This window comes from Corticimicrobacter populi (assembly GCF_003123725.1).
Classification (GTDB): Bacteria; Pseudomonadota; Gammaproteobacteria; order Burkholderiales; family Burkholderiaceae_B; genus Corticimicrobacter; species Corticimicrobacter populi.
In genome coordinates this window covers 24,153-44,567 of record NZ_QETA01000005.1, presented here as the reverse complement: position 1 = coordinate 44,567, position 20,415 = coordinate 24,153, and the positions used below count along the sequence as shown (strand labels likewise).

Here is a 20,415-nt window from a genome sequence, read left to right as displayed (position 1 = left end):
CCAGAAACGGCTTACTCCCACATCGCATCTTGATTCACCCAGGGAGGTTGTTTCCGTGTCTCGCTTCTTTCCACCGGCCCACAGCGCAATCTGCGCCCTGGCACTGGCCGGCGCATCCACGCTGTCTGTCCAGGCCCATGCACAGCAGGCCGCCCAGACCTTTGCCATCCCCGCCCAACCCTTGAGCGCCGCCATCCAGGCCGTCGCGCAGCAAAGCGGCATCCAGATCCTCTATGTGGACAGCATTCCGGCCAGCCTGAACGCTCCGGCACTGGCAGGCCAGCATACACCCCGCCAGGCGCTGGAGCGCCTGCTGCAGGGCAGCGGCCTGCGTGTCGACAGCAGCGATGAGCGCATCTTCACGATCGCACCGGCACGCGAAAAAGCAGCCGTATCGCAACTATCGGCTGTTCATGTGCACGGCCAGCAGGACGTGTTCGACGTGCGACCCGGGCTGGTCACCACGGCCACCAGAACGGCCCTCAACCCCATGGATATCCCCCAGACGCTGGACTTTGTGGACACGCAGCGGGCCAAGGACTACGGCATCAACGAACTGAGCACGATGCTGGCAGGCATCCCCAATATCGACACGCAACCAGACATGCGGGCCGACTCCATCATGATCCGGGGTTTCGAGGCATCGTCGAACGATATTTACCTGGATGGCATCCGCGCCAGTGGCCAGATCCGCCACAGCACGGCCAATATCGAACGGGTCGAGGTCCTGAAAGGCCCCGCATCGGTACTCTATGGTCGTGGCAGCGGCGGCGGCATCGTCAACCAGATCAGCAAACAGGCCCGCTTCGACCTGGGCAGTTCAGTCACACTGCGTGGCGGTTCATGGCAAACAGCCGGCGGTACGCTCGACATCAACGAGGTCGTACACCCGAATATCGCGGTGCGTCTGACCGCCGATGCCGAGAACGGCCACAGTTTCCGGGATGACATCCGCTATCGCAACCGAATGGTCTCGCCCAGCATTCTGTTCGACAACCACGACAATTTCAGTTGGTTGCTGCAATACACCCACGACGAAGCCTGGCGTGTGCCGGACCGCGGGCTGGCCTACGACAACCTGCCCTCCGGGCTGTCGATCCGGCGCGCTTTCGCCCACCCCGATGATTATGCCGAAGACAGGCTGCGCTATTTCCGCTCGGACATGAAGTACGCCTTCAACGACAACTGGGCGCTGCGCTGGGTGGTCGGGCATCGCAAGCAGTCCCAGAACTTCGACCACCTGTACAGCGGCTTTTTCTGCAGTGCCGACGGGGTCAATCAGACCTCCGGCGCATCTTGCTCTCAACCTGCAGCCTTGCAAGGCCGCGACACACTGCAGGGCCGGCTACGGGCCTGGCAGCAAACCGATAACACCACCCTCACGACCAACCTCGACCTGACCGGCCAGTTCGAACTGGCCGGCATGGCACACGACCTGCTGGTCGGGCTGGACTATTCGCATGAACAGCGCCGCCCCAGTCTGGCCACGCAGCGCAATGCCATCGCCCCTATCGACATCGATAATCCGGTCTGGCTCCCCAAGCCGCCACAAGGCGCAGCCACACAGGAGAATCGTCACCAGGCCTATGCCAGGGCCATCTACCTGCAGGATCTGATCAGCCTGACCCCCGAGTGGAAAGTCCTGCTGGGCCTGCGTACCGAACAGTTCCGTTTTCGGTCACGCAACCAGTTGTCAGGCCAGAGCCGCGCGTACGAAGGGACCACCACCAGCCCACGTATCGGCCTGATCTGGCAACCCGTGCCCGAACACAGCCTGTATGTGTCTTACGGTAAGACTTTCACCCCCTATGGTGGCTCCGGATTGCTGAGTGTCAGCGTCGATCAGACCGCGGTCTACAACACCGATCCCGAATACACCCGGCAATACGAGACCGGCATCAAGAGCGAATGGCTGGACGGCAATCTGTCGACCCAACTGTCGTTCTTCCAGCTGGAACGCTACAACATTCGCTATCGCCCTGATTCCATCAACGAGCCGGATCGCTGGGAGGTGGCCGGCAAGGAACGTACCCAGGGCATGGAGCTCAGCCTGTCGGGCAGGATTGCCCCCAACTGGTACGTGCGCGGCGGCATCGGCCTGCAGTCAGCCAAGGTGGTCGAAGACGCCAGCTCACCCGACCGCGAAAACCAGTACAAGAGCGGAACTGGTCGACGCAACGGTAGTCTGTTCCTGACGTACGCGCCACAGACCGGATTTTTTGCCGAAACCGGACTGACCTATGTGGACGCACGCTGGATCGACATTCCCAATACGGAAAAACTGCCCGGCTATACCCGCTGGGACGCCATGATCGGCTGGCGCGAGGCAGCTTGGCAGGCGAGTCTGGCCGTCACCAATCTGGCCGACCGGGAGTACTGGCGCTCGACCAGCATGCCTGGGCAGCCGCGTACCGTGCTGGCCACCATGACATACCGCTTCTGAAGGAAAACGCCCCCTTGTGCGCTCCGGTGCGGGACAGGTATGCTGTCCCGCAATGAGCATACACACCGACATCCGCCGCACGACTATCCCGCAACTGGTGGCACTCAAGGGCCAGCGCAAGATCGCCGCCCTGACCGCCTACATCGCGCCGATCGCGCGTGCCATCGATCCGCACCTGGATTTCATCCTGGTGGGTGATTCCACGGCCATGGTGGGCTATGGCCTGCCCGATACGCTGACCATCAGCGTCGAGCAGATGACCTCACACGCAGCCGCCGTGGTCCGTGCCACGCAACGCAGTGCCGTGGTGGTGGATATGCCTTTCGGCAGCTATCAGGAGTCCCCGGAACAGGCGTTTCGCAACGCGGCCCACATGATGGCGTACAGTGGCGCGGCGGCGGTCAAACTTGAAGGCGGCGCGGCACTGGCCCCGACCGTGGCTTTCCTGGTGGCACGCGGCGTGCCGGTGCTGGCCCATGTCGGCCTGATGCCTCAGTACGTCAATACCATGGGTGGTTTCAAGGCCCAGGGCATGAACGACGAGGCCGCCGCACGCATCCTGGCCGATGCCCAGGCGCATGCCGAAGCCGGGGCCTTCGGCGTGGTGCTGGAAGGCATCGCCGAGCCGCTGGCACGGCGCATCACCGAGGCGCTCGCCATTCCGACCATCGGCATCGGTGCCTCGCCTGGCTGCGATGGGCAGGTACTGGTCACCGAAGACATCCTGGGCCTGAGCGGCGCGACCATCCCGCGCTTTGCCAAACGCTATGCGGATATCGGTGCCCAGATCGGCGAAGCGGCCGCGCAATATGCCGAAGAAGTGCGTACCCAGGCCTTTCCGGGTCTGGAACACTGCTTCGGGGTAAAAAAATCCGGCTAGACGATATCGATCTGATAACGGAACTGCTCGGCGGCACCACGTGACAGGCGATACTCTATCGGTCGCTGGTCATAGCCCAGGGCCAGCCGCTCGATGACCACGACGGGCTTGCCGGCCTCCATGCCCAGTTCGGATGCCACGACGTCATCGGCAGGCTCGATGGTCAGGGTTTCGCGTGCCGACGCCACGATTTCGCCACACTTTTCTTCGTATAACGGATAAAGCAGATTGCCGAATTCGTCGAGCGGCAATGCCTGCAACGCCGCAAAACGATCAGCAGGCAGCCAGATATCCTCATAGATCAGACTGGATGCTCCCATACTGCGTCGTCGCTTGAGCTGCAACACCTTGTCACCGGAACTCAGTGCCAGTGCCTGACTGACCCGTTCGCAGGGTGTCTCACAGGATTGGGACAAAATGCGACTGACCGGTACCGACCGCACGCCGTCTGCATCGACCTGACGGAAGAATCGGAAAAAAGACCGGTCAAAACGTGGCCGGCGCAAGTAGGTTCCTCGCCCCTGGCTACGCAGCAGCAACCCTTCCTGAACCAGCATATCCACCGCCTTGCGCACCGTGCCGATCGCCACAGCATAGGTGCGAGCCAACTCGGCCTCAGTCGGGATAGGTTCGTCGGGATGCCAGGCCCCTGATGCGATCCGGCTTTTGAGATCGTCCCTGAGTTGATGATAGCGCGGCAAGCGATCATCGACGGCTTCGGCGTGGGTCAGTGTCATGTGTTATTCCAACACTTAAAACAGGGAATTTAGCACCGACTCGATGCATCCTGCACCATTTGACAGCAGGCATCCACCAAACGTATATTCGCCGAGTCATATATATGAATATATGATTACAGAGAGTCCACCCGGATTCCAAGATAACAAGTACATGACAGGTGACAACGCTCATGCCCACACTCACTGGGATTGATACCCACGCCCATATCTTCCGCCCCGATCTGCCCATGACGGCTGATCGCCGCTATGCGCCAGGCTACGACGCACTGGTCGATGCATTCATCGGCAACCTGCACGACAACGGCCTGTCGCACGGCGTCCTGGTTCAGCCCAGTTTCCTGGGTACGGACAACAGTTTCATGCTGTCCGCCCTGGCACGCCACTCCGACATCCTGCGCGGTACGGCCGTCGTCGAGCCCTCCATCAGTGAAGCTGAACTCGATGCACTGGCCGAAAGCGGTGTGGTCGGCATCCGTCTCAACCTGATCGGCAAGCCGCTGGCCGACTACGCCGATACCGGCTGGCAGGCATTCTTCGAACGACTGGCGCGACGCCGCTGGTCAGTCGAAATCCAGCGCGGCATGACAGACCTTGCAGACATTCTGCCGGTCATCGGTCAATCCGGCGTGGCCGTCATCGTCGACCATTTCGGCCTGCCCACGCATGCACCGGAAGAGGCCGAGCGCCTGGATGCCTTTCTCAAGCAACTGCCTGGCTCCAACATCTGGATCAAGCTATCGGCCCCCTACCGCAGTCAGTCCTCTGCACAACAGGCAGCGGCCCTGTTGACGCAGTTGCGCACGGCCTACGGCCACAGCGACCATTTCCTCTGGGGCAGCGACTGGCCTCACACCCGCTTCGAAGATCAGACCCGCTATGCCGAACAGCTCGCCCTGTTCCACGACATGGTGACCGACCGCGCCGAGCAGCAGAAAATCCTGGTCGACAATCCGGCCCGCCTGTTTCATTTTCCCCTGCGCTGACCGTAGTGCGACATTCCTGAGGAATACACTGTCATGATGAGTCTGATCGTCATCTCTGCCCTCGTGCTGGCCATCGTTCTGGGCTATCGCACCAACATCAACATCGGTCTGTTCTCGATCGCCTTCGCCTATATCATCGGCTGCTTCATGATGGGCATGAAGCCGGGCGAAATCATCGAGTTGTGGCCGCTCAAGATCTTCTTCGTGATCTTTGCCGTCTGCCTGTTCTATGGTTTTGCCATCGTCAACGGCACCCTTGAGCGGCTGGCCGAGCATCTGCTCTATCGCTGCCGACGCTTTCCCCACCTGCTGCCCTACGCCATCTACCTGACCTCGACCCTGATCGCAGGCATGGGAGCGGGTTACTACACCGTACTGGCCTTCATGGCCCCGATCACACTGCTGATCTGCAGCCGCACCGGCATGAGCCTGATCCTGGGCGGGATGGCCGTCAATTATGGTGCGCTGGCGGGGGCCAATTTCATGTCGAGCCAGAGTGGCGTCATTTTCCGCAGCCTGATGGGCAATGCCGGGCTCTCTGAAGAGACCGCCCTGCTCAACAGTGTCGGGATTTTCCTGAGCACGTTGGTCATTCCGCTGATCGTGATTTCGCTGTTTGTGTTCGTTTTCGACCGCAAGCGACATCAGTCTGGTGCCGACCTGGAGATCCAGGTGCCCCAGGCGTTGAACAGTCAGCAAAAAACGACTTTGCTGTTGACCCTGGGCATGATGGTGCTGGTGCTGATCCCGCCACTGACCCTGCTGGCCCTGCCTGGCAATGAAACCATCCGCTTCATCAACTCGCGCGTCGACATCGGCCTGATTGCCAGCGTCTTTGCCGTGATTGCCCTGCTGCTGAAACTGGGCGATGAACGCAAAGTGATCGCCTCCGTGCCCTGGAACACGCTGATCATGATCTGCGGTGTGGGGATGCTGATCTCGATTGCCATCAAGGCCGGTACCATCGATATGCTGGCATCCTGGGTCGGCACGACTATTCCGGCCTGGCTGGTGCCTGTCGTGGTGGGCGTGATTGCGGCCATCATGTCGCTGTTCTCCAGCACGCTGGGCGTCGTGACACCGGCGCTGTTCCCGATCGTACCGCCACTGGCAGCATCGCTGTCGCTTGATCCCATGCTGCTGTTCATCTGCATCGTGGTCGGTTCACAGGCGACCTCCGTATCGCCCTTCTCCTCGGGCGGCAGTCTGCTGCTGGGTTCCTGCCCCAACGATGAAGACCGCAAGCATCTGTTCCCCAAGCTGCTGTTCCAGGCTGCGCCGCTGGGCTTTGCAGCGGCAGTCGTCTTCAATATCGTGCTGTCGTTCTTCATGTAGCCAGCCACAAGGAGGGCGCTTGGCCCCGGCGTCCTCCGACTTCAACACCTGGAATGGCGCTCTTCAGCGACCGATAGCGTTAAAGCATGCACAGGCGAGCCGAGAGTGACTGCGATAAAGTCATTTCCCAGCATCAATGGCGGATCCGTGCCTCGACTTCCTGAGTCAGGGCAACCATCAACGAAGCAGCACTTCGATGTCGTAGCCATGGCGAAGATTATCCGGCCCACAACGACATCAGATCGGCGCGCCCCTGACTTGATCGTTTACAGATTCAGCGCAAACAATGGACAGCACCGAATAATTTGAATATCAACAATTGAAATTCATGAATGATTTAAAAAGTTTGAATGGTGTGGATGCCGACAAGCCTGGATTTAAAAATCTTTTGTTTTTCATGGTGATTTGCGCCCTTTTGCTCTCTTCAACGATCGCTCTCGTGTACGGCGGGGTGTGGCTCTATTATCACTTCGTTTTGCAAATACCATCAGGTATGGACTTCCGAATATTGTTAATGAGAGCATTGCGCATTGGGACATCTACGGGGTGTTTGGCCGGCCTCGGCGTTTGGATACACATACGCATGCAGTACGGCAGAGGAGATAGGTCTTGATTTCGTACGGGCAAGCCCAATGCTCCTTGGCATAGTTGCAGTACATATGCATATGCCCCACATCAGAATAGCCAGCCGTACGGTACTGGCATCATCGTGCGACAAAAAACCCCGCCTCCGTTCCCGGAAGCGGGGTTTTTCACATCATGCGATCAGCTTATTGCAGCGAGATACGCACCACGCTGTCAACGGAACCCTTGCGGGCCGCCGGGTGCTTGTCGCCATGCGGTGCCTTGACCGTAACGAACAGCGTCTGCTGGTCAGGACTCAGGGCCAGCGAATTGGGATGCACAGGTAGATCGATCACGCGCTTGACCGCATAAGTCGCACCATCAACCACCGTGACCTGGCCGGTACCCTCGGGCTTGCTGCGCGAGGTGCCGCGATTGCTGACATAGATCTCGTTGCGGGTCGGGTTGTAGAGCACATCGAGCACGCCCACACCGATCGGAATGGTACGCAACAGTTCACCATTGGTCGTATTGAAGACCAGCAGGCCGTCGGCATTACCATCGGCGGAGAACAGACGCTGCCCCTGCGCATCGAGTGCGCTGTTGATCAGGAAATGCTCCTTGCCGTCGGACAGGATGAAGCGTTCGACGATCTCGCCCTTGTCGGGATTAATCACGGCCACCACCTCGCCGGTATCGCCACCGTGGCTAACGTACAAACGATTGCGTTCGGCATCATAGGCCGCACCGGCAGCCCACTTGCCGACGTTGTCGAGGGTATGGGTCAGTTGACCGGTCGCGCCGTCGATGATCCAGACCGTGCCACGCTGATTGGGGCTGGTCACGAACACGCGATTGTGCTGTTCGTCGATGATGACCTTGCGGGTATGGTCATAGTTGCCTTCGGCATCGGCCTGGGCCAGCTGGATCACGCCAAGCACGGCACCGTTGCGGCTGTCGACAACCGTGAGCGAACCTTCCATGGTGTTACCCACATAGAGTGCGCCGGTCTTGCTGTTGAGACCCAGTGCAAACGTGCGGCGCGGTACCTCGATCGTTTGCAGGATCTGCAGCGTGCCCGGATCCAGGCGATACAGGAAACCGGCCGACTTGGGATCGAAGTCGGGCGTGGCTGCCACGAACAGGGCACCACGCGCCTCGTCGTAGGTCACCTCATAGAGTCCCGGTACCAACGACTGGCGCAGTTGCGCAGCCTGCTGCAGCGCATCAACGGCACGGACCGTCTGCGGTCCCTGGTCTGCCGTCTGCGAACCCACGGCGGGATTGGTCTGGCATGCAGCCAGCGCGGACACAACGGCCAGCGACAGGGCGACACGGGTCAGATTCGGCAGCAGCAGCCGTTTTTTCAGTTCGGACATCGAATTTCCTCTGTAAACTTGAAAGGGCGAATGGGAATTCTACCTGTTTCCATTTGAGAAAGTTCAGTAAATGAATCCGACTCATGCAGCCACATGCAGAGATTAGATCCATTTCTGGAACAATATATTTCATCTCCATGCTGACAGGGAACTTAACGAAACACAGTACCTCTGATACATTTCGCTGATTCCCCTCCAGTTCCCGCCCATGACGATACGTTACACCCGTACCGCCCGCAGCCTGCACTGGCTGATGGCCCTGCTGCTGACCGGCCTTGTCGGCCTTGGTTTCTACATGCAGACCATGCCGCTTTCCCCGACCAAGCTGCAAGTCTATTCCTGGCACAAGTGGCTGGGCATCACTATCTTCCTGCTGGCCGTCATCCGCCTGGCCTGGCGTGCCGGCCATAAGCCTCCTGCCCTGCCCGACCACATGGGTTCGTTCGAACGACTGGCGGCGCATGGCGGCCATGTCGCGCTCTATCTGCTGATGCTGGGCATCCCCCTGAGCGGCTGGCTGATGAGTTCGGCCATGGGCTTTCAGACCGTCTGGTTCGGCGTCCTGCCGCTGCCCGACCTGCTGGCACGCGACCGTGAACTGGGCAAATCACTGGTCCAGGTCCATGCCACGCTCAACATCGCCCTGATCGTGATGGTCGTCCTGCACATCCTGGCTGCCCTCAAACATCAGTTCATCGACAAGGACCAGATTCTGTCCCGCATGATGTTCACTTCATCCAAGGAGAAATGACATGAAGTCCATCCCGGCACTCGCCTCCAAAACCCTGCTGGCCCTGTCGCTGGCCGCCCTGCTGCCCGCCGCGCAGGCCGCGCAATACGGCCAGGTGCTGCCTGCCGACAGTCAGATCGGCTTCCAGTACAACCAGATGGGCGTCTCCATGGACGGCCAGTTCAAGCGCTTCAATGGCGAACTGTCCTTCGACACCGCCGCCCCCGAGCAGGGCAGGATTGCCCTGGATGTCGAGTTGGCCAGCATCGATGCCGGTTCCGACGAGGCAGACGAAGAGGTGGTGACGCCCACCTGGTTCAACGTCGCCCAGTTCCCCACGGCACGCTTTGTTTCCGAACAGATCAAGACAATCGGCGACCATGCCTACGAAGTCAGCGGCACGCTGACCATCAAGGGCAAGTCTCTGCCCGTGGTCGTACCCGCCACCTTTGTCGAGCAGAATGGCCAGGGTGTGTTCGAGGGTGCCTTCACCCTCAAGCGCGGTGACTTTGCCATCGGCGAAGGTGCGTGGGCCGCCTTTGACATCGTCGCCAACGACATCGACGTTTCTTTCCGCATCACGGCCGCTGCCGGCCAATAACCCCCCTACACAAGGAGCATCCCTCATGCAGAAGACTTTTGCCCGCCTGACGCTTGCCGCTGCACTGGCGACCGGCCTGTCCGCCGCCGCACTGGCCGCCCCCACCACCTATGAGGTCGAAGGCTCGCATACTGCGGCCCGCTTCTCGTACGATCACCTGGGCCTGAGCACCCAGATCCACCGCTTCGACACCACCACCGGCACCATTGTGCTGGACCCGGCTGCCAAGACCGGCACGGTCGACATCACCATCGATACCACTACGGTCGATACCGGCCATGAAGCCTTCAACGGCCACATCCAGGGTGCCGACTTCCTCGACACCGCCACCTATCCGACGGCCACCTTCAAATCGACCAAGGTCAACTTCGACGGCGACACCCCCGTGTCGGTCGACGGTGACCTGACCATCAAGGGCGTGACCAAGCCGATCACCCTGAAGCTGGATTCGTTCACCGCCAAGGAACACCCGATGATGAAAAAGCCCGTGATCGGTGCCAACGCCACGGCTGTCATCAAGCGCTCCGACTTCAACGCCGGCAAGTTCGCGCCGGCCGTGGGTGACGAAGTCACGCTCAATATCGCTCTGGAAGCCGTGCAGAAGTAAACGGGCCGGGTTGCCTCGCGCATCCTGCCGGATGACGGGGCATGCCAACCTGCCGTGTCACGACAAAGACCAGCCCTCGGATCGAGGGCTGGTCTTTTCTTCATGGATTGAACCCTGCCGCCCATACAGCCGCAGGGCATGAAGGCAACTACGCCACCTTGCGCACCCGCACCGCCGACACCGCCGCGATCGAGATCAACGCCGCCACGATGATGTACACCGCCACCGGCACCCACGAACCATCATAGCGGCTCATCAGCCAGGTCGCGATCAGCGGTGCCGTGCCGCCGGCCAGGGCCGCGCCGATCTGGTAGCCCAGCGTAATCCCCGTATAGCGTACCCGGGTCGCGAAGATCTCGGAGAACATCGTCCCCAGCACTGCCGTGATCGGTGCCCAGATGATGCCCAGGGCCACGACCGTCGCCACCATCAGGGCCGTCGTCGAACGCATGTCCAGCAGCATGAAATACGGTACGGCAAACAGCGCCATCGCCAGAGCCCCCGCCACGAACACTTTGACCCGCCCGACGAAATCGGACAACAGGCCCATCAGTGGAATGCAGAAGGTTGTGACCAGGGTCGCCACCGTCACGGCATTGAGCACATCGAAGCGCTCATACTTCAGGCTGCCCGTCGCATAGCTGACCACGAAGGTCGAGAACAGGTAGAACGGTGCCGTTTCCACGACCTTGGCACCGATGGCAATCAGCACTTCACGCCAGTGGTCGCGCAAGGTCTCGGCCAGCGGCATTTTGGCCACATTGCCCTCTTGCTTGGCTTTCTGGAAATCGGGGGTTTCATCAATGCCATTGCGCACCCACAGACCTAGAAACACCAGACCGGCACTCGCCAGGAAGGGAATGCGCCAGCCCCAGCTCATGAACTGTTCATCCGGCAGCATGCTCATCAGCGTCATGGCCAGGGTCGCCAGCAGCATGCCAATGGTCACGCCCATCTGCGGCACGCTGCCGAACAGACCGCGACGTTGTGGTGCTGCATATTCATAGGCGAGCAGCAGTGCCCCGCCCCATTCACCGCCGATGCCCAGCCCCTGGATCAGGCGCAACAGCACCAGCAGAATCGGTGCCAAGACACCAATCGTGTCGTAACCCGGCAGCAGACCGATCCCCACCGTGGCACCGCCCATCAGCGACAGCGTGATCACCAGGGTTTTCTTGCGCCCGATCCGATCACCGATATGGGCAAAAATCAGGCCACCCAGCGGGCGGATGAAAAAAGTCAGCGCAAACGACAGATAGGCCAGCATCAGCCCGACCACCGGATCGAAGGTCGGGAAGAACAGTTTGTTGAACACCAGTGCGGCCGTGGTGCCGTACAGGAAATAGTCGAACCATTCGATCGAGCTGCCTGTCAGGCTGGCCAATAGAACCCGCCGCCCCGACGCCCGCTTTGCCTGTGGCGCGGCTGTTTGTGTTGCCGTCATTTCATCATCCCCTTGAAACTGGATAGTGTGGTTACCGGTCTGCCATCAGCCCGGCTGTTGTTGCTGCTGTTGCCAGGCGTCATACGCCAGCGTGGCGGCGGCAAGATCCTCCAGGGCCGTACCGACGGCCTTGAAAAGCGTGATTTCGGTATCGCTGCTGCGCCCGGCATGCTGCCCCCGGCACAGGTCTTCGAGCGTGGCGGCAATCTGCTGCGGATCGAAGGCACCGCTCTTGACGGGTTCGAGAATGTCGCCGGCCTTCATGGGGGCCTCGTCGGTATCCACGAATACCGTGGCCCAGCGGAAACATTCGTCATCGCTTTCGCGCATGGCCGGGGCGAAGCTGCCGATCAAATCCAGATGCACGCCAGGGCGCAGCCATTCACCCTTGATGAGCGGTGCCGTCGACAGCGTGGCGCACGAGATGATGTCTGCCTCACGCGCAGCAGCTTCGAGATCCGGCGCGTGACGGGCATCAATGCCGGCAGCCTGCAGGCGCGCCACCAGGGCCTGTGCGCCGGCTTCGTGCAGATTCCAGACCAGCACGGTCTCGATGGGACGCACGCTGCGATAGGCGTCGGCCAGCAAACTGGCAACCCGACCCGACCCGACCACCAGCAAGGTACGGGCATCACGGCGGCTCAGCCAGCGCGCTGCCAGTGCAGAAGCCGCCGCGGTACGGCGCGACGTGATCACGTCACCATCAAGTGCCGCCAACGGCCGCCCGGTGACGCCATCAAACAGGGTGTAAGTGGAATGCAGGCCCGGCAGCGCATGCGCGCCGTTGCCCGAAAAGATGGAGACAGTCTTCAGCCCCAACCGCTTGCCTTCCTGCCAGGCCGGCATCAGCAGCAGCGTCCCGTCTTCGCCACCGGGATTGCCGATACGGTGGTTATGTCGGAGCGGTACGTTGCAGCCCTCGACGAACATGGCCTCGAGTGCCCCCAACAGGCGATCGAATGGCAGGAAACGCTCGGTTTGCGCTTGATCCAGTATTTGCATGTGAACTACCATCTGCGCACAGGCCATGCCTGTACTGTTTTGGAAAAAATTTTCTTATGCGAAATAATATTGCTGTTAGTGGAAATTTTCCCTAAGGGTTTTCCAGTAGCAGCGCCTGACGCGCCCATGCAGAACACAGACTCCTCTTCCGTCGAACACAATCCCGGCAGCGCCCTGCCCGGCAAACTGCGCCAGTTGCGGCGCGATGCCGGACTGACACTGCAGCAACTGTGCAAACGCTCCGGCATCTCGGTCTCGACCCTGTCCAAGATCGAAAACGGCCAGTTGTCGCCAACCTATGAAAAAATCGCGGCCCTGGCGCGTGGCCTGGACATCAATGTCGGCGAGCTGTTCAGCGCCGCCCCCAAGCCCACGCCTCTCGGACGCCGCAGCGTGACGCGCAAGGACCAGGGCCTGCGACACGACACGCGCCAATACGTCTACGAAATCCTGCACGGGGATCTGGCCGACAAGCTGTTCATCCCGCTGATCACGACCATCAAGGCACACGACTCCAGGGAATTCCCCGAACTGCTGCGCCACGATGGCGAGGAGTTCATGTACGTGCTCAGCGGCCGGGTGGTGGTGCATACCGACTTCTATGCGCCACTGGAACTGGATAGCGGCGACTCCTGTTACTTCGACAGCACCATGGGGCATGCCTGTATCTCGAGCGGCGAGGCCGATGCCGTGGTGCTGTGGGTCAGCTCCCATCCCCGGTTGCGGGATTGAGACATGTCCTAGAAAGTTCTGAGATATTCAGAAGCATCTCGATTAAACTTCGGTGCCTGCATCACTCTACCTGCCACAAGGGCCGTGTTTGCTGCCATGCACGTCAACCGACGTCGCCTGCATCCCTCCCCTCCCGCATCTCCCATGAAAAACATGTCTATCCGCAGCGGCCTGATCACGGCGCTGCTCCTGTTCCTGCTCGTCGTGCTTGGCCTGGGCCTGTATGCACGCTCCCAGATATCCGAGTCGGCAGCGTCGATTGCCAACGTCAACAGCATTGCAGTCGAAAAACAGTTGGCACTGGAAAAGACATTCACATCTATGATGCGAGCCCGCCTGGGTGCGGCTGTTGCCCAATTCGCCCGTGAAGAAAACAATCCCGCCGAAGCCGACAAGCTGATCGACATCATCGGTGGTCACGAACGCAATGCACGTCGTTATATCGACGAGTTTGCCGCCATCACGATGCAGGAGGAAGAAGGCCGTACCCTCTCCGACGCGCTGGCCGCCTCGATGCGCGACTATCTCGATCGCTATGTCACGACCGTCATTGCCGCCGCCAAGGCCAACGACACGTCGCTGGTACGCCGCCTGCAACTCGACACCACCGAAGGCACACTGGCGCTGAATCGTGCTCTGGAACGCTTCAACAACTACAACCAGCCACGCACGCAAGCACTGGTACAGGAAGCGGCAGAAGACGCCAGCCAGGCGCAATACATTCTGATCGCCACCATGCTGGCGACCCTGCTGCTGGCAGTCCTGATCTACGTGGCCCTGATGCGAGTCGTGATCCGACCGCTCGATGCCGTATCGCGTCAACTGGAGCGCATCGCCGGCGGCGATCTGAGCCAAACCGTCGAAGCCGGTGCCCACAACGAAATCGGTCGCCTGCGCACCGCGCTGGCCACCATGCAACAGGGCCTGCTGCGCCTGATCGGCCAGGTACGCAATGGCGTACACGAGATTCACACCGGCGCCCAGGAAATCACCATGGGCAACACCGATCTCTCCAGCCGCACCGAGCAACAGGCCGCTTCGCTGGAAGAAACGGCCGCAAGCATGGAGCAACTGGCCTCAACCGTGAAGCAAAATGCCGACAACGCCCAGCAGGCCAACACTCTGGCCGGTACGGCAGCGCAGGTCGCACAGCGTGGCGGTACGGCAGTCGGCCAGGTCGTCTCGACCATGCGCGACATCTCGCAGAGTTCGCAGCGCATCGGCGAAATCGTCAGCGTGATCGACGGGATTGCCTTCCAGACCAATATCCTGGCGCTCAATGCCGCCGTGGAAGCGGCCCGCGCCGGCGAGCAGGGCAAGGGTTTTGCCGTGGTCGCCAGCGAAGTCCGTACCCTGGCCCAGCGCTCGGCCTCGGCTGCCCGTGAGATCAAGGAGCTGATCTCGACCTCCATCAGTACCGTGCAAACCGGCTCGCAGCAGGTCGAATCGGCAGGCGAAACCATGGACGAACTGGTCAACTCGGTGCGCCGCGTTGCCGACATCGTGGGCGAGATCGCTGCCGCCTCCGGCGAACAGGCCGGCGGAATCGACCAGGTCAACCAGGCGGTCACACAGATGGATCAGGTCACGCAGCAGAATGCCGCGCTGGTCGAACAGGCCGCAGCCGCAGCCGGCTCGCTCGAGGAGCAGGCCCGTCAGTTGCAACATGCCATCGGCGTGTTCCGTCTGCAAGGCGACGGCCATACCCTCGACGCAACGCCGGCACTGTCCCACCGGGCAGCGCACAAGCCGGTACGCGCCTTGCCGGCCGCCTGAGCGCCTATCGACTCAGATCAATGCCTCGCACCAGAGGCGCTGCTTGTCCTCGAAGGACATGCCGGCATGCGCCGGACTCGTCGATGGCAGGCGACGCCGGTCTGGCGGCAGGCATCCCGCCGCCAGCAACCCCGGCGCAACATGACGCTCGAAGAGATCGCACGCCGCGGCACCATTGAAACAGATCCGGACGATGCCAGGATGGCGTGCCAGCAGGCCCGCAAAATCGTTGAAGACCATCGAGTCGCGACGGATCGCTGCATCCAGGCTGCCGGGCCGCTCGCAATACTGCAGCACATCCCACAACACGATGCCATTGGCCTGCAGCCACGCCAGCCGCTGCGCATACGCCGGCAACGGCACCTGTGCGTCGGCATCCGGCACCAGTGCATGCATCATGATGCGCCAGAAGGCATTACGTGGATGGGCGTAGTATTGCCCGGCGCGCAGCGACTGCACGCCCGGCATCGATCCCAGCACCAACAGGCGCGCCTGGGGTGCTTCGACCGGCGCAAAGCTATAGCTGCTGGAAGCGTTCGTAGCGCTTGTCATGGGCAATGGTTTCGCTGACGACTTCATCCACCCGCGCAGCGGGCGGTCCCTGCCGCATCCAGGCCAGCATCCGGTCGATCTGATCAGCCTCGCCCTGCAGCAGGGCATGCACACTGCCATCGTCGATGTTCTGCACCCAGCCGCACAGCTTGAGTTCGTGCGCCATGCGCACGGTATTGTGCCGGTAGTAGACCCCCTGCACTTTGCCGGTGATCACGACTTTGACCGTCTCGATAGAGTTGATACGCATCGTTCAGAATGCTCCCGGCAGCAGCACCGAGCGGTCGACCTGGGACAGGTTTTTCCGGCCGCACAGCGCCATGGTAATGTCGGCTTCCTTGTGAATGATTTCCAGCGCGCGCCGCACGCCCTCTTGGCCAAAGGCACCCAGCCCGTACAGGAAAGGACGGCCGATCAGCGTACCGCGCGCACCCAGCGCCCAGGCCTTGAGCACATCCTGCCCGGAACGGATGCCACCGTCCATCCAGACTTCGATATCCCTGCCAACCGCTTCGGCAATGCCAGGCAGCGCCTCGATGGAAGACATCGCCCCATCCAGCTGGCGACCACCATGATTGCTAACCACCAGGGCATCGGCCCCACTGTCGGCCGCCATGCGGGCATCTTCCTCATCCAGGATGCCCTTGAGGATCAGCTTGCCGCCCCAGGTCCGTTTGATCCATTCGATGTCGGCCCAGCTCAACTTGGGATCGAACTGTTCGGCCGTCCACGACGACAGCGAGGAAATATCCTTGACCCCCTTGGCATGGCCGACGATATTGCCGAAAGTGCGGCGTGGCGTGCCCAGCATGCCCATGCACCAGCGCGGCTTGGTCACCAGGTCGATCAGGTTGGCCAGGGTCGGCTTGGGGGGCGCGGACAGTCCATTCTTGATGTCCTTGTGCCGCTGGCCCAGAATCTGCAGATCGAGCGTCAGCATCAGGGCCGAGCAGCCGGCATCGCGGGCACGGCCGATCAGGTCTTCGATGAAGCCGCGATCACGCATCACGTAGAGCTGGAACCAGAATGGCTTGCGGGTATGTCGCGCCACATCCTCGATGGAGCAGATGCTCATGGTCGAGAGGGTAAACGGCACACCGAAATCCGCCGCAGCCTGCGCCGCCAGCATCTCGCCATCGGCATGCTGCATGCCGGTCAGCCCCGTCGGTGCCAGCGCCACCGGCATGGACACGTCCTGGCCGATCATCTGCGTAGCCAGCGAGCGTCCTTCCATGTCCACGGCCACCCGCTGGCGAAAGCGAATCTTCTGGAAGTCGCTTTCATTGGCCCGGTAGGTACTCTCGGTCCAGGCCCCGGAATCGGCATAGTCATAGAACATGCGCGGCACCCGGCGACGGGCGACCCGCTGCAGGTCGGCAATATCGGTGATCCTGGAAAGGTCTTTGCTCATGGTTGCCTGTGTGTTACGTACATCTTGAATCGTGAATCGAAAACGCCCGCTGGAACGCGCTTTGCCAGCGCCGAAGCTACGCCATATCCTGCCAGTCCAGCGTCCAGTCGCCGCGCTGCACGTTCTGCAGCCACAGCGCGCAGCTCAGACTCTTGGCATCGGTGACCAGACCGCTACGGCAACCGTCGAGGAAGGCATCGACCGGCATGGCGATCACATCCAGGAACTCGCCTTCGTCGAGCTGACGCTCACCGGCGCTCAGATCACGGGCAAAGTAGATATGGAGGATTTCGTCCGAATAGCCGATCGCCAGATGCATCACCCCGGCCCGCGCCCATTGCCGTGCCGAGTAACCGGTTTCCTCCAGCAGTTCGCGCCGGGCACAATCCAGCGGATCCTCGCCGGCATCGAGCTTGCCCGCCGGCAGCTCGATCATCACCTGGCCGACCGGATAGCGAAACTGCCGCTCCAGCAGCACGCGGCCATCGTCCAGCAGGGGAATGACCACGACCGCGCCGGGATGCTTTACGTATTCACGCGTCGTGACGGCCCCATCGGGCAGACGCACGGTATCGCGCTTGAGGCAGAGGAAATTGCCCTGATAAAGCGTTTCGCTGTCGAGGGCCACTTCCTGCAGGGGATCGTGATCGGTCATGTGTATTCCGGCAATATGCAATGCGAAGGCCAGACTGCCTTCGCGGGATGCCGGAAATTATAGACCTGGCTTTGGCACCAGCCGCCGTATCAAGCGACAGGCGGATCAGTACGTCGGCACAATCTAGAATCCATAGCGGGCCGTCAACATGACATTGCGCGGCGCGCCATACACCTGATTGGGATAGGACGAACCCTGGATACCGGTGTAATAGGTCTTGTCGAACAGATTATTGACGTTGACCTGCACCTCCAGCGACTTGGCTGCACGCCAACCCGCCATCAGGTTCATCACCATATAAGCCTTCTGCACGAAATCGTAATCGCCTTCCTTTTCGTAGATGCGGCTTTGCCAGGCCATGCTGCCGCCGACACGCCAGCGGTCATTCAGGTGATAGAGTACGCCCAGCTTGAACTGGTGTTCGGGCAGGTAGGTTGCATAACGCTGCCCGATGCGCGACGGATTAGCATCCTTGCGGTACTCACGATCCGACCAAGTATAGCCGGCACTCAGCTCCAGGCTGGAGATCAATGCGCCCTGGACTTCCAGGTCAATCCCCTGGCTGCGTACCAAGCCACTGGCGGCATAGCAACTCGAAGTCGGGTAGGTCGGGCACGCGGCCTGGTCGGCCAGCAACATGGCCAGCCGCTCCTGTTCGATGCGGTACAGTGCAGCACTGGCGTTCAGCCTGCCACCAAAATACTCTCCCTTGACTCCAATCTCGTAGTTCTTGCCGATCACAGGATCAAGGAGATTGCCATCGACATCGTAATTGCCCTGGGGCTGGAAAATATCGGTGTAGCTGGCGTAAACGGAATGCCGCGCGTCCAGGTCATAGACCAGGCCCGCATACTTGGTGAGATTCCGGGTCACCTTATAACCCGTACCCTTTTGGACATCGTCGTAGTCGTACCAGTCCAGACGCCCACCCAGGATCATCGTCAGTGGCTCGGACAGACTCAACCGTGTCGTGAGATAAAGACTGTTCTGCTCACGCTTGTTATCGGCGGTATAGGTAATGGCCGTTTCCGGGCGCGGGATGCTGCGCCAATCCCAGTTCTCGACATCAATGTTCTCCGCCACCGTGCCGCCACTGCCCCCTTCCGTATTGGTCCGCGCGCGCCGGCTACTCAACCCCGCCACCAGTTCGTGGCTGCGACCCAGCAACTCGAATGGACCGCTGGCATAGGCATCGTAGCTATGCTGGCGAACCTTGTAGACATAGCCACCGGAGCGCGACTGATTGATACCCCCTGTCGTCTCGTTGCGATAGAGATAAGTACCCAGGTAGTCCAAGGTCGATTGGGTAGCCGTTGCTGCCATCCTGAGCGCCCAGCCGTTGTCCAAACGATGCTCCAGGTCTGCGAACACACCTGAGGTCTTCTGATTCCAGTACTCCCAGTCATTGCCCAGGTAGGTCGAGCGCGACAAGCCCAGATCGCGACCGGTGGAATCGGCTGCTGCCAGCCCGCCCCAACTATCATCGTTACGATTGTTCTGCCAGGAAAAACCGGCGCTGAGCGTCGTATCCGAACTGAGATCCGCCTCGCCGATTGCATACAGCGTGCTGTATTCATGCTTGACGTAGTCACGGAAATCGCCGCTGTTCCGATATGCCGCCACGGCACGCCCGCGTACGCTGCCACTTTCGTTCAGTCGTCCAGACAGATCGGTTTCGGCACGGTAATTGTCCCAACTGCCGGCATCGATAGCCAGACGCACCTGCCGCTCGGCGGTGGGCCGCTTGCGTACCAGATTGATCGATGCAGACGGATTGCCCGCCCCCTGCATTAACCCGGTCGCACCGCGCACCACCTCCACATGGTCATACATGGAAAGATCCGGATCGGCCACCAGCCCGGCCCCCAGGCTGATGCTGTAGGCAGTAGGCACGCCATCGGTCATGACATTCTCGATCGAAAAGCCGCGGGCATAGAATCCCAGACGCCGAGGCCCTGACCCGTACAGACTGATGCCCGGCGTAGCCACAACGGCATCAGTCAGGCTGCGCATGTTCTGATCATCCATCTGCTGGCGCGTCACCACGCTGATCGATTGCGGCGTTTCGCGGATAGACAGATCCAGTTTGGTCGCCGAACGGGTCGAGCCCGTGGTGTAGCTCCTGGAGCCTTCCGTCACGGCGCTGACGGCACCACGGACCGTGACCGTATCGAGCGCCTGCACAGTGCCATCCTCCTGCTGCGTCACAATAAATGTCCTGGCGTCCCGAGCGCTAGCCACCAGGCCACTGTCGGCCAGCAACAGCCGCAACGCTCCGGCCACGCTATAGTGCCCCTGTACGGCTGGCGCATGCTTGCCTGCCGTCAGCGTGCCGGCATACAGAATCTGCACACCTGCCTGCTGGGCCAGAGCATTGAGCGACTGGCCCAGCGGTGCCGCTGCAAAATCAAGCAGTAAGAGTCCCTGCACCGAATCGCGGATAGGCATTGGCTGCTGTGCCTGCACTGGTGCTGGTAGCGCCAGGGCCGCAACGACCAGAGACAGGCCAACGCCCAGCGCGGACAAGGCAAAAGGTGGATAAATGTTGGTGGCAGGGCACTGCGGTGATGGCTGCATACAG

Annotated in this window: 19 protein-coding genes; 10 read left to right on the top strand and 9 right to left on the bottom strand. The window is 60.9% G+C overall.

Annotated elements, in window-relative coordinates; all coding sequences use genetic code 11:
• Nucleotides 1-55 precede the first annotated feature (55 nt).
• Both DD235_RS11980 and panB read left to right on the top strand, forming a co-directional pair.
• The gene (locus DD235_RS11980; protein WP_109062337.1) at nt 56-2,443 is read left to right on the top strand and encodes a TonB-dependent receptor; all 2,388 of its coding nucleotides are present in this window, start codon (nt 56-58) and stop codon (nt 2,441-2,443) included.
• A gap of 52 nt (nt 2,444-2,495) precedes the next feature.
• Nucleotides 2,496-3,323 carry a 3-methyl-2-oxobutanoate hydroxymethyltransferase gene (gene panB, locus DD235_RS11975; RefSeq protein ID WP_109062336.1) on the top strand — a complete coding sequence of 276 codons (828 nt, stop codon included), beginning with the start codon at nt 2,496-2,498 and terminating at the stop codon, nt 3,321-3,323.
• On the opposite strand, the gene DD235_RS11970 is transcribed toward panB, so the two are convergent.
• The gene (locus tag DD235_RS11970) at nt 3,320-4,060 is read right to left on the bottom strand and encodes a GntR family transcriptional regulator (protein ID WP_109062335.1); all 741 of its coding nucleotides are present in this window, start codon (nt 4,058-4,060) and stop codon (nt 3,320-3,322) included. The two genes, panB and DD235_RS11970, sit on opposite strands and share 4 nt — an antisense overlap.
• 173 nt (nt 4,061-4,233) lie before the next feature.
• Between DD235_RS11970 and DD235_RS11965 the strand changes: the two genes are divergently transcribed.
• The 3 genes from DD235_RS11965 (at nt 4,234) to DD235_RS16825 (ending at nt 6,994) form a co-directional block, all read left to right on the top strand.
• Nucleotides 4,234-5,046 (top strand): amidohydrolase family protein, encoded by an 813-nt coding sequence (locus DD235_RS11965; protein ID WP_109062334.1) that lies wholly within the window; start codon nt 4,234-4,236, stop codon nt 5,044-5,046.
• 33 nt (nt 5,047-5,079) lie between these two features.
• Nucleotides 5,080-6,381: an SLC13 family permease gene (locus tag DD235_RS11960; protein ID WP_109062333.1), complete on the top strand. Its 1,302-nt coding sequence runs from the start codon at nt 5,080-5,082 to the stop codon at nt 6,379-6,381.
• A 328-nt stretch (nt 6,382-6,709) separates the two neighbouring features.
• Nucleotides 6,710-6,994, top strand: a complete 285-nt coding sequence (locus DD235_RS16825; RefSeq protein ID WP_109062332.1) for a hypothetical protein — start codon at nt 6,710-6,712, stop codon at nt 6,992-6,994.
• 157 nt (nt 6,995-7,151) lie between these two features.
• Here the strand turns inward: DD235_RS16825 and DD235_RS11950 are convergent, their stop codons facing one another.
• Nucleotides 7,152-8,324: a YncE family protein gene (locus DD235_RS11950; RefSeq protein ID WP_109062331.1), complete on the bottom strand. Its 1,173-nt coding sequence runs from the start codon at nt 8,322-8,324 to the stop codon at nt 7,152-7,154.
• Between the two features lie 208 nt (nt 8,325-8,532).
• Between DD235_RS11950 and DD235_RS11945 the strand changes: the two genes are divergently transcribed.
• The 3 genes from DD235_RS11945 to DD235_RS11935 are packed head-to-tail and all read left to right on the top strand — an operon-like array spanning nt 8,533 to nt 10,262.
• Nucleotides 8,533-9,075 (top strand): cytochrome b, encoded by a 543-nt coding sequence (locus DD235_RS11945; RefSeq protein ID WP_109062330.1) that lies wholly within the window; start codon nt 8,533-8,535, stop codon nt 9,073-9,075.
• Nucleotide 9,076: 1 nt separating this feature from the next.
• Nucleotides 9,077-9,655: a YceI family protein gene (locus DD235_RS11940; protein ID WP_109062329.1), complete on the top strand. Its 579-nt coding sequence runs from the start codon at nt 9,077-9,079 to the stop codon at nt 9,653-9,655.
• A 25-nt stretch (nt 9,656-9,680) separates the two neighbouring features.
• Nucleotides 9,681-10,262, top strand: coding sequence for a YceI family protein (locus DD235_RS11935; RefSeq protein WP_109062328.1), 582 nt, complete (start codon nt 9,681-9,683; stop codon nt 10,260-10,262).
• Between the two features lie 148 nt (nt 10,263-10,410).
• On the opposite strand, the gene DD235_RS11930 is transcribed toward DD235_RS11935, so the two are convergent.
• Together DD235_RS11930 and lhpI are read right to left on the bottom strand one after the other, a co-directional pair.
• Nucleotides 10,411-11,706, bottom strand: coding sequence for an MFS transporter (locus tag DD235_RS11930; RefSeq protein WP_109062327.1), 1,296 nt, complete (start codon nt 11,704-11,706; stop codon nt 10,411-10,413).
• A 45-nt stretch (nt 11,707-11,751) separates the two neighbouring features.
• Nucleotides 11,752-12,708 (bottom strand): bifunctional Delta(1)-pyrroline-2-carboxylate/Delta(1)-piperideine-2-carboxylate reductase, encoded by a 957-nt coding sequence (gene lhpI, locus DD235_RS11925; RefSeq protein WP_109062326.1) that lies wholly within the window; start codon nt 12,706-12,708, stop codon nt 11,752-11,754.
• Nucleotides 12,709-12,834: 126 nt separating this feature from the next.
• Here lhpI and DD235_RS11920 point away from each other — a divergent pair, with 126 nt between their 5' ends.
• Together DD235_RS11920 and DD235_RS17160 are read left to right on the top strand one after the other, a co-directional pair.
• Nucleotides 12,835-13,440 carry a helix-turn-helix domain-containing protein gene (locus tag DD235_RS11920; RefSeq protein WP_109062325.1) on the top strand — a complete coding sequence of 202 codons (606 nt, stop codon included), beginning with the start codon at nt 12,835-12,837 and terminating at the stop codon, nt 13,438-13,440.
• A 144-nt stretch (nt 13,441-13,584) separates the two neighbouring features.
• Entirely contained in the window at nt 13,585-15,216 is a 1,632-nt protein-coding gene (locus DD235_RS17160; protein ID WP_162300480.1) for a methyl-accepting chemotaxis protein, read from the top strand.
• A gap of 12 nt (nt 15,217-15,228) precedes the next feature.
• Here the strand turns inward: DD235_RS17160 and DD235_RS11910 are convergent, their stop codons facing one another.
• The 5 genes from DD235_RS11910 to DD235_RS11890 form a co-directional block, all read right to left on the bottom strand.
• Nucleotides 15,229-15,768, bottom strand: a complete 540-nt coding sequence (locus DD235_RS11910) for a DNA-deoxyinosine glycosylase (RefSeq protein ID WP_109062323.1) — start codon at nt 15,766-15,768, stop codon at nt 15,229-15,231.
• Nucleotides 15,734-16,018, bottom strand: coding sequence for an acylphosphatase (locus DD235_RS11905; RefSeq protein WP_109062322.1), 285 nt, complete (start codon nt 16,016-16,018; stop codon nt 15,734-15,736). The genes DD235_RS11910 and DD235_RS11905 overlap by 35 nt, the downstream gene beginning before the upstream one ends.
• 3 nt (nt 16,019-16,021) lie before the next feature.
• The gene (locus tag DD235_RS11900) at nt 16,022-17,179 is read right to left on the bottom strand and encodes an alpha-hydroxy acid oxidase (protein ID WP_109062321.1); all 1,158 of its coding nucleotides are present in this window, start codon (nt 17,177-17,179) and stop codon (nt 16,022-16,024) included.
• A 76-nt stretch (nt 17,180-17,255) separates the two neighbouring features.
• Complete coding sequence (locus tag DD235_RS11895; protein ID WP_109062320.1) at nt 17,256-17,834, bottom strand: NUDIX domain-containing protein; 579 nt, start codon at nt 17,832-17,834, stop codon at nt 17,256-17,258.
• Nucleotides 17,835-17,957: 123 nt separating this feature from the next.
• Nucleotides 17,958-20,411 carry a TonB-dependent siderophore receptor gene (locus DD235_RS11890; protein WP_109062319.1) on the bottom strand — a complete coding sequence of 818 codons (2,454 nt, stop codon included), beginning with the start codon at nt 20,409-20,411 and terminating at the stop codon, nt 17,958-17,960.
• Between the last annotated feature and the right edge of the window lie 4 nt (nt 20,412-20,415).